Annotated in this window: 16 protein-coding genes; 10 read left to right on the plus strand and 6 right to left on the minus strand. The window is 65.4% G+C overall.

Annotated elements, in window-relative coordinates; all coding sequences use genetic code 11:
* The first annotated feature begins 105 nt into the window (after window positions 1–105).
* Together LG661_RS02490 and LG661_RS02495 are read left to right on the plus strand one after the other, a co-directional pair.
* Window positions 106–2,175, plus strand: coding sequence for a hybrid sensor histidine kinase/response regulator (locus LG661_RS02490; protein WP_230530279.1), 2,070 nt, complete (start codon window positions 106–108; stop codon window positions 2,173–2,175).
* A 95-nt stretch (window positions 2,176–2,270) separates the two neighbouring features.
* Window positions 2,271–3,011 (plus strand): DUF4336 domain-containing protein, encoded by a 741-nt coding sequence (locus tag LG661_RS02495; protein ID WP_230530280.1) that lies wholly within the window; start codon window positions 2,271–2,273, stop codon window positions 3,009–3,011.
* A 114-nt stretch (window positions 3,012–3,125) separates the two neighbouring features.
* Here the strand turns inward: LG661_RS02495 and LG661_RS02500 are convergent, their stop codons facing one another.
* The 3 genes from LG661_RS02500 to LG661_RS02510 form a co-directional block, all read right to left on the minus strand.
* Complete coding sequence (locus LG661_RS02500; protein WP_230530281.1) at window positions 3,126–3,365, minus strand: DUF6894 family protein; 240 nt, start codon at window positions 3,363–3,365, stop codon at window positions 3,126–3,128.
* A gap of 204 nt (window positions 3,366–3,569) precedes the next feature.
* The gene (locus tag LG661_RS02505) at window positions 3,570–3,881 is read right to left on the minus strand and encodes a hypothetical protein (RefSeq protein WP_230530282.1); all 312 of its coding nucleotides are present in this window, start codon (window positions 3,879–3,881) and stop codon (window positions 3,570–3,572) included.
* Window positions 3,882–3,923: 42 nt separating this feature from the next.
* Window positions 3,924–4,280 carry a TonB family protein gene (locus LG661_RS02510; RefSeq protein WP_230530283.1) on the minus strand — a complete coding sequence of 119 codons (357 nt, stop codon included), beginning with the start codon at window positions 4,278–4,280 and terminating at the stop codon, window positions 3,924–3,926.
* A 1,011-nt stretch (window positions 4,281–5,291) separates the two neighbouring features.
* On the opposite strand from LG661_RS02510, the gene LG661_RS02515 reads away from it, so the two are divergent.
* The 6 genes from LG661_RS02515 (at window position 5,292) to LG661_RS02535 (ending at window position 12,194) form a co-directional block, all read left to right on the plus strand.
* Window positions 5,292–6,362 carry an autotransporter-associated beta strand repeat-containing protein gene (locus LG661_RS02515; RefSeq protein WP_230530284.1) on the plus strand — a complete coding sequence of 357 codons (1,071 nt, stop codon included), beginning with the start codon at window positions 5,292–5,294 and terminating at the stop codon, window positions 6,360–6,362.
* The gene (locus LG661_RS25015; protein WP_268995426.1) at window positions 6,359–7,438 is read left to right on the plus strand and encodes an autotransporter outer membrane beta-barrel domain-containing protein; all 1,080 of its coding nucleotides are present in this window, start codon (window positions 6,359–6,361) and stop codon (window positions 7,436–7,438) included. Before LG661_RS02515 ends, LG661_RS25015 begins: the two co-directional genes overlap by 4 nt.
* A complete protein-coding gene (locus tag LG661_RS25020) occupies window positions 7,410–7,979 on the plus strand; it encodes an autotransporter outer membrane beta-barrel domain-containing protein (protein ID WP_268995425.1) in 570 nt (189 codons plus the stop codon). Before LG661_RS25015 ends, LG661_RS25020 begins: the two co-directional genes overlap by 29 nt.
* A 102-nt stretch (window positions 7,980–8,081) precedes the next feature.
* Window positions 8,082–9,194: a S1C family serine protease gene (locus LG661_RS02525; protein ID WP_230530285.1), complete on the plus strand. Its 1,113-nt coding sequence runs from the start codon at window positions 8,082–8,084 to the stop codon at window positions 9,192–9,194.
* A gap of 281 nt (window positions 9,195–9,475) precedes the next feature.
* Window positions 9,476–9,781 carry a hypothetical protein gene (locus LG661_RS02530; protein ID WP_230530286.1) on the plus strand — a complete coding sequence of 102 codons (306 nt, stop codon included), beginning with the start codon at window positions 9,476–9,478 and terminating at the stop codon, window positions 9,779–9,781.
* A 211-nt stretch (window positions 9,782–9,992) separates the two neighbouring features.
* The gene (locus tag LG661_RS02535) at window positions 9,993–12,194 is read left to right on the plus strand and encodes a malate synthase G (protein WP_230530287.1); all 2,202 of its coding nucleotides are present in this window, start codon (window positions 9,993–9,995) and stop codon (window positions 12,192–12,194) included.
* Between the two features lie 34 nt (window positions 12,195–12,228).
* Here LG661_RS02535 and LG661_RS02540 read toward each other — a convergent pair whose 3' ends face one another.
* Window positions 12,229–13,254: a 5-oxoprolinase subunit C family protein gene (locus LG661_RS02540; protein WP_230530288.1), complete on the minus strand. Its 1,026-nt coding sequence runs from the start codon at window positions 13,252–13,254 to the stop codon at window positions 12,229–12,231.
* Entirely contained in the window at window positions 13,251–14,012 is a 762-nt protein-coding gene (gene pxpB / locus LG661_RS02545) for a 5-oxoprolinase subunit PxpB (protein ID WP_230530289.1), read from the minus strand. The genes LG661_RS02540 and pxpB overlap by 4 nt, the downstream gene beginning before the upstream one ends.
* Before the next feature lie 159 nt (window positions 14,013–14,171).
* On the opposite strand from pxpB, the gene LG661_RS02550 reads away from it, so the two are divergent.
* Entirely contained in the window at window positions 14,172–14,957 is a 786-nt protein-coding gene (locus LG661_RS02550) for a 3-hydroxybutyrate dehydrogenase (RefSeq protein WP_230530290.1), read from the plus strand.
* A 120-nt stretch (window positions 14,958–15,077) separates the two neighbouring features.
* Here the strand turns inward: LG661_RS02550 and pip are convergent, their stop codons facing one another.
* The gene (gene pip / locus LG661_RS02555) at window positions 15,078–16,022 is read right to left on the minus strand and encodes a prolyl aminopeptidase (protein ID WP_230530291.1); all 945 of its coding nucleotides are present in this window, start codon (window positions 16,020–16,022) and stop codon (window positions 15,078–15,080) included.
* Window positions 16,023–16,187: 165 nt separating this feature from the next.
* Between pip and LG661_RS02560 the strand changes: the two genes are divergently transcribed.
* On the plus strand, window positions 16,188–17,261 hold the full coding sequence (locus LG661_RS02560; protein ID WP_230530292.1) for an extracellular solute-binding protein: 1,074 nt from the start codon (window positions 16,188–16,190) through the stop codon (window positions 17,259–17,261).
* Window positions 17,262–17,303: the final 42 nt, after the last annotated feature.

Genomic DNA, 17,303 nt, shown 5'->3' on the forward strand with positions numbered 1-17,303 from the left:
AGCGGACCTCGCCCGGAAAGGCGGTGCACGGAAGGGCTTGGGTTCGTGGGTCAGGTTGCATTGAAAGGGAGGAATGTCCTCTGGCCTCTCCAGGCCCTGACGGTCATGAGCATTCTCGGGCCGGCCCTGTTCTTTGCCTACACGGCGTGGGACGACCGCCGGCGCATCGTGGCGCAGACCGAGGAGCGGATCGAACGGGCGCTCGACGTGATCCAGGAGCACACCCTCAAGGCGCTCCAGACCGTGGAGCGCACCATCGCCGAGACCGAGGAGGTCATGCGCGGCCTCACGCCGGAGGAAATCCGGGCGGAGGAGGCCCGCCTCTCGGCCCGCCTCAGGCGGACCCAGGCGGCCCTGCCCCAGATCGAGGCGATCTGGGCCTTCGACCGGAACGGGCATCCCCTGGTCTCGAGCACGGTTCTGCCCGTGCCCCGCGACCTGGACAATTCCGACCGCGACTATTTCGCGGCCCAGGCCGAGCGCGATGCGGGCACCTATATCGGCAAGCCCACCGTCTCGAAGATCGGCGGCATCCGCTTCTTCGTGGTCAGCCAGCGCCGATCCAGCCCCGACGGCAGCTTCGACGGAGTGGTCGCCATCTCCCTGCGGCCCGAGCATTTCCGCGAATTCTACGGCCGGATCGCGCGGGGGATCGCGGATTCCTTCGGCCTCATCCGGGCCGACGGCGAGTTCCTGGCGCGTTATCCCTCCCTCGGCAGCGAGCCGATGCGGCTCGACCCGCAAAGCGCCTTCGTGCGCTCGATCCAGCAGAGCGCCCGGGCCGGACGCTTCACCACCGTCTCGCAGATCGACGGCGTCGAGCGCCGGATCGGCTACCGCAAGGTGCCGGGCTACCCGGTCTATGTGCAGGTCGGCATCGAGAAGGCCATGATGGGGCGGGAGCTGTGGCAGGCCATGGCGGGCCTTCTGGCCTTCGGCGTCCCGGCCACCCTGTTCCTCTTCGGCCTGAGCCTCTACGCGCTCAACCGCACCCGCAGCTTCCATGCGGAGGTCGGGCGGCGCGAGGCGGCCGAGGCGGCGCTGAAGCAGGCGCAGCGCCTGGAGGCAATCGGCCACCTCACGGGCGGCGTGGCGCACGACTTCAACAACCTGCTGATGGTCGTCAAAGGCAACGTGGACCGCCTGCGGCGCTATCCGGCGGAGGAACGGCAGAAGCGCTCCATCGACGCCATCGAGACCGCCGCCACCCGCGGCGCGACCCTCGTGCGCCAGCTTCTGTCTTTCTCCCGCCAGCAGACCCACGAGCCGGCGGTGATCAACCTGCGGGATTACATGTCCGAGCTGCAGGACATGCTCCGCTCGTCCCTGCGCGGCGACATCGCCGTGGAGACGAGGCTGCAGGAGGACCTGTGGAACACGAAGCTCGACGTGAACGAGTTCGAGCTCGCGATCCTCAACATCGCGGTCAATGCGCGCGACGCCATGCCCGACGGCGGACGTCTGATCATCGAAGCATGGAATGCGAACCTCGCCGACCGCACCCTGGCGGGGCTCACCGGCGATTTCGTGGTGCTCAGCCTCACCGACACGGGAAGCGGCATCCCCGAGGACGTGCTGCCCCACATCTTCGAACCCTTCTACACCACCAAGGAGGTCGGCAGGGGCACCGGCCTGGGCCTGAGCCAGGTCTACGGCTTCACGCGCCAGATCGGCGGCGCCGCGACGGCGCGGGCGGAGCCCGGGCAAGGCACGACCATCACCCTCTACCTGCCGCGTTCGACCGAGGGCGTGGAGGCTGCCGCGTCCGATGCCGCCGCTCCCCTCCAGGCGGGCGGCGAGGGCCACATCCTGCTCGTCGAGGACAATCCCGACATCGCCGAGGTGACGAGGACCAACCTCGAGGAGGTGGGCTACAGCGTGACCCATGCCGCCCATGCCGGCGCGGCGCTCGAGCTTCTGGGCCGGAGCGAGATCTTCGACCTCGTGCTCAGCGACATCGTCATGCCAGGAGACCTGAACGGGCTCGATCTCGCCCGCGCAATCCGCGCGCGCGACCCGTCCCTGCCCGTGCTGCTCACCACCGGCTACAGCAGCGTGGCGCAGACGGCCATGGACGAGGGTTTCTTCATTCTCCGCAAGCCTTACGATTCCGCCGATTTGAGCGACTGCATCGGCCGGTCGATCCGGATCCGGCCGCTCAAGGAGAGCGCATAGAGCAAGGAGAGCGCATAGAGCAAGAAGCATCGGATTGGTCCCGAAAGCGCCCATCCGCTTTCGGGTCCGTGCCGCAACCAGGGGAAGCCCACGCCATGCCCAGCCCCGACGTCACCTATCCGCCCCTCGACACCCTCAAGCCTGTCGCGGACGATCTCTGGATCGTAGACAGCGGCCCGCAGCATGCCGCGGGCCTCGCCCTGCCGGTCCGCATGAGCGTGATCCGCCTCCCCTCCGGCGGGATGTGGCTCCACTCCCCGACGCGCTTTTCCGAGCCCCTGCGCCGGGAGATCGAAGCGCTCGGCCCCATCCGCCACCTCGTCGCGCCCAACATCGCCCATTGGACCCATCTGAAGGAATGGCAGGCCCATTGCCCCGAGGCCCGAACCTCCGCCGCGCCGAACCTGCGCCAGCGCTCCCAGGTGCAAAGCCAGGGCGTCCGCCTCGACCGGGACCTCGGCGAGACCCCGCCGGAGGATTGGAACGGCGTGATCGAGCAGATCATGGTGCCCGGCGGCGGGGGATTTACGGAAGTCGCCTTCTTCCACCGCCCCACGCGCACGCTGCTTCTGGCCGACCTCGTTCAGAACCTGGAGCCCGGCAAGCTCCCCATCGGCACCCGCCTCTTCGCCGCGCTCAACGGGATCCTCGCCCCCGACGGGAAGGCCCCCGCCTATCTGCGCCTCGCCATCCGCCTGCGCCGGAGCGAGGCGAGGCAGGCCGCGGAACGGATCCTGGCCTGGAACCCGGAACGCGTGATCCTCGGCCACGGCCGTTGGTTCGAGAAGGAGGGCACGGCGCAGCTGAAGCACGCCTTCCGCTGGCTGGTGGGCTGAAAGCGAGCGTCTCGTGAGGAAAAGTCGATCCGGTTTTCCTCACGATGCTCTCATCATAAGATAAAGCATCGGACGGGATCCCAAAAGTGCAAATCCACTTTTGGGTCCGATGCTTTAGCGCGGCGTCTGGATCGCCTCGACGAACGGGAACTCCAGCACGATCTCATCCGCCTCGTCCCGCACCTCCACATGGCAGGACGCCCAGCTGACCGGCCGCGGCAACGCGCTCCCCATGAGGTCGAGCGCCAATCCCCGCGCGGCCTCCCACGCCGCATCCGCATCGGGCAGCTCCCGCCCGTCCGGATCGCTGACGACATCCTCACCGATCTGCACGTTGAAGAAGTAGCGGGGCATGGGATTTCTCCGTGAGAGCATCGGGCCGGGTGTTCCCGGCTTCAATGCCGATTGACGCTAAAGCTTTTTCGGCGACGTGGATCCGGCTCGCCGCCCCAAAAACGGAGCAAGGCTCTAACGAACGGCAATGAGTTCACCTCGGTTCGTGATAGCCGGACTCGTAAGTCTCACTCCGAAAATTCCAACCGAAGATACTTCCACTCGCTATAACTCCCAGCGAAAGCCGCTGGGATGCGGAAAGGCGCGCAACGCCGGATCGCTCGAAGAGCGGCTTGCGCCAATTGGGGGGTCCGCTTGCGGGCCCAACACTTTCGGTGGCCGGGAAAGCGAACCATCCTGGGCGAGATGCAGCCCGAGTTGCGCCTTTGCGCCCTGTGGACTCGAAGGCATCATGAAGCAGGGAACGATCTGGGAGAGAAGGATTTTCACCAGAGCATCGTGCTGGTCAGGGGCCATTGCACGAGCCGGATCGGTCCATGCGCAAATCACGAGTAGTGCTGGAATCAGGCGTTTCATCGGCTTCTCGCTCCCATTGGCAGTCGAGTCTCCAGCACTGTGCTATTCCGTCTCAAACCCGATCCGCATCACCCTCCAGTCTCGATAGCGCGAGCGCATTTCTGCCGGAACTGCGAAAGGTGTGCAGCGCTCCAGGGCTCGCAATGCAGCCTGTGCTGCTGTCGATGTCGGAGACCCTTCGATCACCTGCGGCGGCTGGGCCAGGGAACCGTTCGGATTGAGCCGCACCTCGACGACAACTCTCCCCTCGCCGCGCGCTTTCGCGGGAATGACATAGCACTCGCCAACCTGATGCTGGAAGGCAGCCCTGAGGTCCTCACGCCCGTCCATGGCTGTCATGCAGGCGGAGAAGCTCATGGTGAGCAGGACAATGGATATTGCGGAAGCGAAGCGGTTCATGGGCGGGAATCCCTTTCCCGAAATGGTAAGCGTCGCCGTTTGGCGTTGCAACCCTATTGCGAAACACTCATCCCCCTATCCGCCTATCCGTTCTAACACCCCACAGCCCTCATCCTGAGGAGGTGCGTAGCACCGTCTCGAAGAGCCTGCCCCGGACTTGATCCGGGGACGAGGGCGTCTCGCGTGCGCTCTGGAGCCTCCTTCGAGACGCAGACTGCGTCTGCTCCTCAGGATGAGGAGGAGAGATTGGGCCGGTGTATGTTCCTCTTTTGTTCTTGACTGCGGCCTCAAGCTTTGCTATATCCTGTCTTGTCCGCAGCACCGGGACGCGCCCGAGGCGTCGGTNAGACTGCGTCTGTTCCTCAGGATGAGGAGGAGAGATTGGGCCGGTGTATGTTCCTCTTTTGTTCTTGACTGCGGCCTCAAGCTTTGCTATATCCTGTCTTGTCCGCAGCACCGGGACGCGCCCGAGGCGTCGGTTGTGGCGGCGGATGCGGTTTGCTCGCGGCACGGGGTCTCGCAAGCCCTGCGCCGCCAGGAGATCCGAGCGGGAGACCTGGAGCACGGCGCCTGTTCGGGCAGGCCTGCGTTCCCCTCTCCCCAGCCTCGCCCGTACCGGATGACAGCCGGGGCTGCGCGACAGAGCGCCGTAAGAGAGCCTGGGGGCGGCTGTGGCGTCCCATCACAGGCTCTCGGAGCGCGAGGCCGGAGCCCTGCCGAGACGCCGCGCGGGACGCGTGTTGCTTCCTGCCCGGGCGGCTTCCCGCCCGAATTCTTCGCACGCCGCAGGGCAGCGAAGCGAGACAGCGTCCCGTGCTTCCCCCGTCCCGCAAGGGACAAAGCCAGGACCGGACCGACAGCCCTTCCGCCAAAACCCGGCGCGAAGACGATGGCTCGCGGGCGTTGCTCCGGTTGACGGAGCCCTGCTCAACCCTCCCCGAACATACAGTTTCCCGGCGGCATGGGAGCGCTACGTCATCTCGTTGCAATTCCATTTTCGAAAGGAACGTGATGGCTGGCGCACATCTCCCGACAGGTCCTGTGAGGACCGCCCGATCCTCGCATCATCCCATCTTCACGCTCCTCCTTTCCGCCTTCGCCTCGATCCCCGCCCTCCTTCCCTCCTCGCCGGCCCTGGCGCAGAGGCAGGAGGTCCTTGCCGGCGGGCAGGTGATTGCGGATCCGGTCGATCTCGGCGCGCCGGGCATCGCCTATACGGTCCCAGGCCTGTCGAGCGACCGTGCCGCGATCAGCGGCCGGATCGGAGGAGCCGGCCCCCTGATCAAGGACGGCGGCGGAACGCTGGTCCTCCAGAACACGCTGAACGATTACACCGGCGCGACGACGGTTCGCGCCGGAACGCTCGAGGGGAGCCTGAGCCGGACCACCAATCTCACCGTGATGAGCGGCGCCATCTACAGGACCACCGGCACTCAGAACATCCGGTCGCTCAGCGGCGAGGGAACCATTGCCGGAGCCGCCCGCTCGTCACTCTCCGTCAACCTGAACGCCGTTCCCCTGCAGGTCTTTTCCGGCCGCCTTTCACTGCCGGATTTCCACATCTCGGGAACGGGAACCTTCGTGTTCCGCGGATCCGCCGACTTCACCACTTTCCATGCAGGGCCGGGCAGCACGTTGCGGGTGGAAAGCGAGGTCGGCCAGGTGCGGCCGGTCGGCGGCACCGTCCAGATCGCCGATGGCGCCAGGATCGGCAGCATCTACATCCGGGGGAGACTCCGAACACGATCGACGTTCCAAGCGGCGTCGGAGAAATCGGCTTCATCGACGCGCGAGTCGAAGGCGACACGCAGGGAACGCTCATCAAGACGGGAGCCGGCACCCTGCGGGTGCCGTTGGACGATCCCAATTACGGCGCCGGCTGGAACTTCAACTCGACCGTCGTCGTGCGGGAAGGACGCCTGGCCGTCGACGGCACGGTCTTCCCCGGCGCGTTCAGCGGCAGCCGCCTGTTCGGGGAGTGGATCGTCGAAGGATCGGGCGTTCTCGGCGGCACCGGTCAGATCGGCTATCCGGAGGATCCGGAGACCGGCTCCCGGCGCGGCGAAATCCATGTCTTCGTGAACAACAGCGGCACGATTGCGCCCGGCAATTCCATCGGCACCCTGACCATCGTCGGACCGGTGACGTTCAATGCCGGCTCCAGCCTCGAGGTCGAGGTCGATCCGCAGGGGCGGAGCGATCTGCTCAGGATCGACGGAACCGCGATCCTCAACGGCGGCACCGTGCGGGTCCTGCCCCTGGCCGGCCTCTACACGGCCCAGAGCCGCTACGTCATCCTCACTGCGAGCGGCGGCGTGACGGGCCAGTTCTCCGATGCGCGCATCCCGCATAATTTCGCGTTCCTGACGCCGACGCTGTTCTATTCGGCGAATGACGTCGCTCTTGTCCTGACACGCAACGAGCGTCCCATCGACGACATGGACGACGAGTCGACGGACCCGCCGCCGGATACGACGTCGGACGATGATCCGGAGGATGATGACGGCGGCAATGATCGCAACGATGAGCCCGGCGGCAACGGGCGCGATCTTCCGGGCGGAAACCCGCTCACCATCGGCGGCGTCCTGGATGCCCTGCCCCTCACAAATCCCGTCGTCGAGGCCGTCGTCTCCCTCGATGAAGCAAACGTGAGGCCTGCGCTCGATCTGCTGTCCGGCGAGCTCTATCCCAGCCTTGCGGCTGCATGGCTGGATGAAAGCCGCCTCGTGCGGGAAGCGGTTCTGAACCGCCTGCGGCAGGCCTCGGCACAGAGCGGGATTCCCGCATTCGTCGCCGCGCAGGGGCTGCGCGTCTCCTATACGGCCGATGTTGCAGGAGGACGGCAGGCGTCCCCCGTTCCGGCTCCGGATCCCGCCTTCGCCCTCTGGGGACAGGCCTTCGGGTCCTTCGGTCGTCTCAAGGGAGACGGGTTCATCGCATCCCTCGACCGCTCAACGCGGGGTTTCGTCCTCGGCGCGGATTACAGGCAGGGGCCCTGGCGCGTCGGCATCGTCGGCGGCTACACGCAGACATCCCTCGATCAGCAGGCTCTCTCGGCCTCCGCCCATCTCGATACCTACTATGTCGGCGCCTATGGCGGCTTCTCGCTCGATGGCCTGGAGATCAAGGTTGGTTGGCGGCCTCTACACCGCGCATGACATCGAGACATCGCGGTCGGTCGTCTTCCCCGGCTTCAGGGACAGCCTCGGCGCCAACATCGACGGGCGCGGCTGGCAGGTCTTCGGCGAAATCGGCTACACCTTCCAGATGGGACAGGTGGCGCTCCAGCCCTTCGCGGGGCTCGCCTATATCCATCTCGAGACCGACAGCTTCAGCGAGGAAGGCGGACCGGCGGCCCTGGTCGGCGCGGGCCTGAGCCGCTCCGTCGGCTATTCGACCCTCGGGCTTCGGGCCTCCACGAACTTCACTCTCGACGACATGAATCTCAGACTGCACGGCATGATCGGATGGCGTCACGCCGTCGTCGAGGAGGCCTCCTTCGCATATCTCGCCTTCCGCGACGGGAGCTTGCCGTTCCGCGTCGCCGGTCTGCCGATTGCCAAGGACAGCCTCGTCGCGGAGGTGGGCCTCGATTGGGAGATCGGTCCCCGGGCGAGGCTGGGCGTGTCCTATTCGGGCATGATCGCCGACAGGGCCGCCGATCATGCCGTCAAGGCGGATCTCACGATCCGCTTCTGATCCGCGCCGCCTTCATCAGGAACGATTTGCGCTCGAACACGTCCATCATGGGCGGGCTCGAACACGGGTCCTGGGGACAAGGCGGCACGATAGGGGAGGTGGATGTACGACCGATTTGCGCGCGTGGCGATGGTGGCGGTTGCGCTCCTGCTCGCTTTCCTCGCCATTCAGCCCTACGTGGACCGCTATTTCTTCGCCGCACAGGAGCCGCGCCCCGTCGCCTCCCGCGGCGATCTTGCGGAGTTCGAGCTTTCGACCATCCGGGTCTTCGAGGCGATTGCGCCCTCGGTCGTGCAGGTCGTGTCCATTCCCTCCGGACGCGGGCGCATGAGCCGCGCCCGCGGCGTCGGATCGTCCGGAACGGGGTTTCTCTGGGATACGGCCGGGCACATCGTCACGAACGAGCATGTCGTGGCGAATGCGAACACCTTTGCGGTCCGCCTCGCGTCCGGGGATGTCGTGCGCGCCGAGGTGGTCGGGCGGGCCCCGAACTACGATCTCGCCGTGCTGCGCGTCTCGCGGCGCGGGCAACTGCCGCCGCCGGTGCCGGTCGGGACGTCCGCCGATCTCCGGGTGGGGCAGGCGGCTTACGCCATCGGCAATCCCTTCGGTCTCGACCAGTCGCTCACCACCGGCATCGTCAGCGCCGTGAAGCGTCGCCTGCCGACGAGCGGAGGACGCGAGATCGCCGACGTGATCCAGACGGATGCCGCCATCAATCCAGGCAATTCCGGAGGGCCGCTCCTCGACTCCGCCGGCCGTCTGATCGGCGTCAACACGGCCATCTTCTCGCCCTCCGGCGCGAATGCGGGCATCGGATTCGCCATTCCCGTCGATGTGGTCAACCGGGTCGTGCCGGAGCTGATCCGGCAGGGGCGCGTGCCGACGCCCGGCATCGGCATTCTGATCGCCGACGAGGCGCTGACGGCCCAGATGGGGGTCACGGGTCTCATGATCGCCGCCACCGTGCCGGGGTCGCCGGCGGAGACAGCGGGCCTGCAGGGAATCGAGCCCGAGGCGGGACAGGTCGGCGATGTCATCGTGGCGGCAAACGGTGCGCCGGTCCGGCATCTCTCCGACCTGACGAACCAGCTCGAGAAGGTCGGCATCGGCGGCACCATTGCGCTGACGGTGGTCCGGGACGGGCGCTCACGCACAGTTGATGTGGCGGTCGAGGACATGGAGAGACGGCTGCCTCCGATTGCACGCCCCTAGAAAAAGCATCCGCCACGTTTCTCTCGCGGACCGAAGTCGAGCGATATCGCTCGGATCGGGCGATGTTTTTCTGCAAACCGGCGATCCGCCTCACCTTCAGGAAATCCCGCACGGGAATGTTCCAATTTCGTGAGAGGCGGGGTGTGAACCAGTATCGAGGCGGCGCGTTTGACAATCACATTGAACGTTTTGCTAGGCGCAACCGGCTAGGAATCTTGACTGAATACTTCGGGTGCTCGCGGCAAAACATTTATAGCTCAAGTATACGGAGGAATTCCGTGATGCGCTTGAAATACACTGCCTTTGCCGCTTCCTTCGCAGGACTGATGATGGTCGGAAGCATCCCGGCTTCGGCTCAGATGGCCTGCGCGCCCCGTGATGAAGTCATCGACGCCCTCGGACAGAAGTATGACGAGGCCCCGGTCGGCATCGGCTTGATGCGCCCCAATCAGGTGCTCGAACTGCTTGTCTCCGATACCGGGTCCTGGACCCTGCTCGTGACCCTGCCCACGGGCCGGTCCTGCATCATGGGAGCCGGCGAGAACTGGGAGACCATGACCGTGGAGATCAAGGGCGATCCCGTGTGAGAACTGCCCTCGAACGCGCTGAAGGCCGACATGCCCTTAGGCCCGGATGTTCTTGCATTGCATGCATCGGCGGGCCTGCGAGACCTGATGGGTCGTAAAAAAGACCTGCCCCATCAGTCCTTTGTCTCATGGACAAGGGCGCGCGTCTTCTCTTTTTACCGTGGAGCCTTAAGCTAAGGGTCAAGGATCCTCCTCCACGAAAGCGGGAACGATGAAGCGCGTCCAGACGAACGGTCTCCAGGTTGCACCGGTTCTTCACGATTTCATTGAGAGGGAAGCTCTCCATGGGACCGGGGTATCGGCCGACGCCTTCTGGAGGGGCCTTGCCGGCCTGGTCCGGGACTTCGCGCCCCGCGACCGTGAGCTTCTCGGCGTCCGGGACAAGTTCCAGGCGCAGATCGACGAGTATCACCGTGCGCAAGCCGGCAAGCCCTTCGATCAAGCCGATTACGAGCGCTTCCTGCGGGATATCGGCTATGTCCTTCCCGAGCCGGAGGAATTTTCCGTCGGGACGCTGCATGTCGATGACGAGATCGCCCGCATCGCCGGTCCTCAGCTCGTGGTGCCGGTCTCCAATGCCCGCTATGCGCTCAACGCCGCCAATGCGCGCTGGGGCAGCCTCTACGATGCGCTCTACGGCACGGATGCGATCCCCGAGGACGAGGGAGCAACGCGGGGCGGCGGATACAACAAGGCGCGTGGCGCGAAGGTGGTGGCCCGTGCCCGCGAGCTGCTGGATCAGGCCGCTCCGCTGTCTACGGGCAGTCACAAGAATGCCGTTTCCTATTCCGTTCAGGGTGGTGCTCTGACCGTCAAACTCCAGGACGGCAGCGAGACCGCTCTTGCCGATCCTGCCCGGTTCGTCGGCTATCAGGGCGATGCGGCCGATCCTTCCGCCGTGCTGCTGCGCCACAACAACCTGCATGTCGAGATCAGGGTCGACCGGTCCAATCCCATCGGAGCCGACGATCCGGCGGGCGTCGCCGATGTGGTGATGGAATCCGCCGTCTCCACCATCATGGACCTCGAGGACTCGGTCGCCGCCGTCGATGCGGAGGACAAGGTTCTCGTTTACCGCAACTGGCTCGGCCTCATGAAGGGCGATCTGGCGGAGAGTTTCGAGAAGGGCGGACGCACCGTCGAGCGCCGCCTGAACCCGGATCGGATCTACACCATGCCCCAGGGCGGCGAGCTCCGCCTGCATGGACGCAGCCTCATGCTGGTGCGCAATGTGGGCCACCACATGTTCACCGATGCGGTGCTGGACGAGAACGGCGAGGAGATCCCCGAGACCATTCTCGACGCCGCGATTACGTCCCTGATCGCCATTCACGACATCAAGGGCGAGGGCGAAATCCGCAACAGCCGCGCAGGCTCCGTGTACATCGTGAAGCCCAAGATGCACGGGCCGGACGAGGTCGCCTTTGCGAACGATCTCTTCGCCGCCGTCGAGGACATGCTTTCGCTTCCGCGCAACACGCTCAAGATGGGCATCATGGACGAGGAGCGACGTACGACTGTGAACCTCAAGGCCTGCATCAAGGCGGCCTCCGAGCGCATCGTGTTCATCAACACGGGCTTCCTCGACCGCACCGGGGACGAGATCCATACCTCCATGGAAGCCGGTCCCATGATCCGCAAGAACGACATGAAGTCGACCGCGTGGATCAAGGCCTACGAGGACAACAACGTGGATGTGGGTCTCGCCTGCGGCCTGCCGGGCAAGGCGCAGATCGGCAAGGGCATGTGGGCCGCGCCCGACAGGATGGCCGACATGCTGGCCCAGAAGATCGGTCATCCGCAGGCCGGCGCCAACACCGCCTGGGTGCCGTCTCCGACGGCCGCGACACTCCATGCCATGCACTACCACCAGGTCGATGTGATGAACCGGCAGGAGGAGCTGAAGCAGCGTCCTGCAGCAAATCCCTCCGATATCCTCACGATCCCGGTGTCCCAGTCCAACTGGGCTCCCGACGCGGTCCAGCAGGAGCTCGACAACAACTGCCAGGGCATCCTGGGCTATGTGGTGCGCTGGATCGACCAGGGCGTCGGCTGCTCCAAGGTGCCTGACATCCACGATGTCGGCCTCATGGAGGACCGTGCCACCTTGCGCATCTCCAGTCAGCACCTCGCCAACTGGCTGCGCCACGGCATCGTCACGGAGGATCAGGTGATGGAGACCCTGCGCCGCATGGCGGAGGTGGTGGACCGGCAGAATGCGGGCGATCCGCTCTACAGCCCCATGGCCCCCGGCTTCGACGGCCCCGCCTTCAAGGCGGCCTGCGATCTGGTGTTCAAGGGCGCGGCGCAGCCGAACGGCTACACCGAATGGATCCTGCACGAGCGTCGCCGCGAGGCGAAGGCGGCAGGCGCGCCGGACCGCATCGAAGAGAGCGGCGTCAAGACGAAGTAGGATGAAGAAGGGCGTCTCACCGGACGCCCTTTTCTCATTCGTGCGCTGTGGGAGCGAGCGCGTCAATTGTGCCGCCGATCAGGTTTCGGCTCAGCAGGTGCTCCGTCGTCAGATCAAAGCGGACAGGCACGAGCTTCGAAGGCAGATCCGCGATCCAATCCTTCAGCCGCCGCGCCGCCGCCACGGCCTCGCTGCGCTCCACGGCCTGGAAGCGCACGCCCGCGCCGGGCCGCATTTGACCGAAGCGGGGAAGGTCGGCGCTGATCACGGTTGCGATCTTCGGATAGCCGCCCGCCGTCTGCCGGTCGCGCATCAGCACGATGGGCTGGCCGCTGCCCGGCACCTGGATATGACCGTGGACGATCCCGTCCGAGACGATGTTGAAGCCTTTGGCATGCTCGAGCTTGGGCCCGGTGAGCTGGAACCCCATCCGGTCGGCCTGGGGGCTGATGGTGAATTCGTTCTCCAGGAACGTGCGGATCGCATCGTCCGTGAGGTAGTCGTCCTGCGGGCCCAGCATGACGCGTATCGGGCCCGTCTCCTCGATGATGTCGGCGGTCAGCTGCATCGGCTCGCCCCCTTGGGCCTCTGGCCGGCAGGGCAGGCGGTTTCCGGCCTGGAGCGGTGCGCCTTTCAGGCCGCCGAGGCGGGAGCGCAGATGGAACGAGAGGCTTCCCAGTTGCGGCTCGACGGCCAATCCTCCGGCCACCGCCAGATAGGCGAAGGCCCCGGTGCGGGGATGCCCCACCTCCAGGGTCTGCCCCTCCTTCAGGATGAACGAGGTCAGGGGCGGGACGGGCGTACCGTCGATGCTGGCGGATGCGCCCGCGCCGAGGACGGCGAGGCGCAGGTCGCCGCCCTCAGCTGTGAAGGCGCCGCCGAGATTGACGAACTCGACGGCCGCCATTTCCGGCGTGTTGCCGACAAGGACGTTGGCCATGGCGAGCGCGCGGAAATCCATAGCGCCTGAGGGCGAGACGCCGAAGCGCTGATAGCCGAAGCGGCCGCGGTCCTGCAGGGCCGTCATGGGGCCGCAGGAGTTCACGATAAGGTCCGTCATGGACGCACCTCCTCGGCCACGGGCTCACCGGCAAGCGCCGCCATCTCCAGCGACTCCCAGCGCGAGGCATCGATGGGCTCGAAGACGATTTCGTCTCCCGCCGCGAACAGGAAAGCCGGGTCGCGCTCCGGGGCATAGGTGCGCACGGGCGTGCGGCCGAGATTGTGCCAACCGCTCGGCATGTCCATGGGCGCGATGCCGGCCTGCTCGCCGCCGATCATGATCGTGCCGGAGGGAATCTTGGCGCGGGGATGAAGCCTACGGGACGTGGCGATCCGCTTGTCGAGGCCGCCGAGATAGGTGAAGCCCGGCAGGAAGCCGATCAGGTAGATGCGATAGACCGCCGACGAATGGATGTCGATCACTTGGGCAGGTGTCATGCCGTGGATCTCCGCGACTTCCTCCAGGTCGCTCCCGAATTCCCCGCCATAGACCACGGGCACCCGCCAGCGCCTGCCCTTTGCGTTGCGAGGGGCGATGTCCCTGGCCTCCTCCTCGAGAAGGCTCACCAGCGCCTCGTAATCGGTCACGGTCGGATCGAACTGGATGGTGAGCGAGCGGTAGGTCGGCACGGTCTCGATGAGGCCGGTCGGCGCGCGCTGCCGGACGATCTCGTCGAGCGCGAGCACCTTTCCGTTGAGATCGGGATCGACGGTGCTCCCGAACTCGACGGTCACGGCGCTGTCGCCGCAGGGGAGGATTCTCGGTGTCTGCACGATGCTCTCGCTGATGATCGGACCGGCCTTTGCCCATCTCACATCGGGGCCGATCCTTCAACGGCAAGAGGTGGCGCAGGGGCATGCGCCGGGAACATGAGGGGACATTCCGCCTATGCTCCTTTTTGCTAGACTCAACTCCGCTTCCCTCTTCGTGCTATGCCACGGCCATCTGAGCCTCAGCTCTATCCGGAGACAATCATGACCCTGAAATCGAAGACGGCCGTCATCACGGGATCGACGAGCGGCATCGGCCTCGCCATCGCGCGGGCACTCGCCAAGGAGGGTGTCAACATCGTCATCAACGGCCTGGGGGATGCAGCGGAGATCGAGAAGACCCGCGCCGGCATCGAGAGCGAGTTCGGTGTCAAGGCGGTCTATTCGCCCGCCAACATGCTTAAAAGCGACGAGATCGAGGAGATGGTCCGCCTCGGGGAGCGCACCTTCGGCAGCGTCGACATCCTGGTCAACAATGCGGGCATCCAGTTCGTGTCGCCGGTGGAGGATTTTCCGGTCGAGAAGTGGGACCAGATCATCGCCATCAATCTCTCCTCCGCCTTTCACGCCATCCGCGCCGCCGTGCCCGGCATGAAGGCGCGCAAATGGGGCCGCATCATCAATACGGCCTCCGCCCATTCCCTCGTCGCTTCGCCCTTCAAGTCGGCCTATGTGGCGGCCAAGCATGGCATCGCAGGCCTCACCAAGACCGTGGCGCTGGAAGTTGCGACCCACGGCATCACCGTGAACTGCATCAGCCCCGGCTATGTCTGGACGCCCCTCGTGGAGAACCAGATTCCCGACACCATGAAGGCGCGGGGACTCACCAAGGAGCAGGTCATCAACGACGTGCTGCTGGAGGCGCAGCCAACCAAACAGTTCGTGACTGTCGACCAGGTTGCGGCCACGGCCGTTTTCCTCTGCTCGGACGCCGCGAGCCAAATGACCGGGACCAACCTCTCGATGGATGGCGGCTGGACTGCGAAGTAAGGGACGGGGCCTCGATCTTCGAGGCGCAGATGACGGCCCTCATTCTGAGGAAGTCACGGAGTGACCGTCTCGAAGGATAAGGGCGGTGCTATGTGATGCAGAAGCGCCTTCGCAAGGGGCTCACCCTCTCGCGAAGGCATCCGTCGCCTCGATGAGGTGGTGGGCGATGCCGGGCTCGCTCACCGCGTGGCCCGCATCCGGCACCATGATGAACTTCGCCTCCGGCCAGGCCCTGTGCAGGTCCCAGGCGGTCTTCGGAGGTGTCGCAACGTCGTAGCGGCCCTGGATGATGACGCCCGGAATGTCCTTCAGGCGATGGGCGTCGCGGATGAGCTGTCCGTCCTCGAACCAGCCTTCGTTGACGAAGTAGTGATTCTCGATCCGGGCAAAGGCGAGGGCATAATGCGCGTCGCCGAACTGGTCGCTGTATTCCTGGTTCGGAAGGAGCGTGATGGTCTCCCCCTCCCACAGGCTCCAGGCCCTGGCGGCCTCGCGCTGAACGGCGGGGTCGGAATGGGTCAGGCGCTTGCGGTAGGCCGCCATCAGGTCGCCGCGCTCGTCCTGCGGGATCGTTGCGAGGAAGCGCTCCCATTTGTCCGGGAACATCCATGACGCGCCTTCCTGGTAATACCAGAGCAATTCCTCGCGCCGGAGCGTGAAGATGCCGCGCAGCACGAGCGCGCTGACCCGCTCCGGGTGCGTTTCCGCATAGGCAAGCGCCAGGGTCGAGCCCCAGGAGCCGCCGAAGACCATCCATTTATCCACACCCAGCATGATCCTCAGCCGCTCGATATCGGCCACGAGATGCCACGTGGTGTTGGCCTCCAGGCTCGCATAGGGCGTCGAGCGCCCGCAGCCGCGCTGGTCGAAGAGCAGGATGCGGTACTTCTCCGGGTCGAACAGCCGGCGCTGGGTCGGCGTGCAGCCGCCGCCGGGGCCGCCATGCAGGAAAACGACGGGCTTTCCGTGCGGGTTGCCGCACAGCTCCCAATAGACCTTGTGCCCGTCGCCGACATCGAGCATGCCGTGATCGTAGGGTTCGATTTCGGGGTAGAATGTGCGCATCGCGAGGCTCCGGCGGATCTCCATCCATAGCGGGGCCGGTGGCCTGTGTCAGCCATCCATGATTTCCTAAGCCGGCTCCAAAAGCTCTGGCATGTCGTGCAAGTGTCATATAACTTTGTCACGGGGAACATGGGTAAAATCCCGGACACAACGGAGGACTTAAAGATGTTGACCAAGCGCGCCAGCCTGAAGCTGGCTACGGCACTCGCCGCTCTCATGGTCGTTGGCTCGGCTAAGGCCGCCGAGAAGCTGCGGCTTCTGACATGGTCGGGTTACGCACCGGCAGACGTCATCGAGCAGTTCAAGAAGGAAACGGGCATCGACGTCGAGGTCACGACCTCGAACAACGAGGAGATGATCTCCAAGCTGCGCGCGACGCAAGGGTCGGGCTTCGATCTCGTCCAGCCGAGCCAGGACCGCATCGCCGGCCCGCAGACCGAGTTCGGCATCTACAAGCCCCTCGACATGTCGAAGATCAAGTCGGACCAGTTCATCGCCTCGATGCTGGAAGCGACGAAGAAGAACACCACCGTCGACGGCAAGGTCTACGGCGTTCCCCACATCTGGGGCACGGATGGTCTCGTCGTGAGCACGAAGGCCGCTCCGAAGGTCGCAGACTACAACGACCTCTGCGATCCGTCGCTCGCAGGCAAGACCAGCTTCCGCGCCAAGCGCCCGGCGCTCATCGCCTTCGCCTTCGCGAACGGCATGGATCCCTTCGCGTCCTACAACGACCCGAAGGCCTATGAGGCGATGATGGAGAAGGTCGGCGCCAAGCTCGCCGAGTGCAAGAAGAACGTGAAGTTCTTCTGGGAAGGCTCCGATCAGCTCCTCAACGCCATGCGCTCCGGCGAGGTCGTCGCCGCGATGGCGTGGGATACGGGCGGCTGGAAGCTCAACGCCGAAAACCCCGACATCAAGTTCATCGCACCGATGTCGGGCGCGCTGGGCTGGGTCGACACCTATGCGATCCCCGCCAAGGGCCGCAATGACGACGCCGCCTACAAGTGGATCAACTTCAACATGCGTCCCGAGATCGCCGCGAAGGTCGCCGCTGCCGCCGGCAACTTCACGGCTTCCAACGGCGCCGACAAGATGATGCAGGGCAAGCTGAAGGAACAGTTCGCCGAGAGCTTCCCGCAGGCTGCCATCGACAACATCAAGTGGTATCCGGCTGTGCCCGCCGGCCTCGAAGCGATCGAAGGCAAGGTCCTCGACCGCCTGAAGGCCGGTTCGTAACTCCTCGCATGCAACGACCATCATCCCCCGGCCTGTCCGGGG

Source organism: Microvirga roseola (assembly GCF_020866965.1).
GTDB classification, from domain to species: domain Bacteria; phylum Pseudomonadota; class Alphaproteobacteria; order Rhizobiales; family Beijerinckiaceae; genus Microvirga; species Microvirga roseola.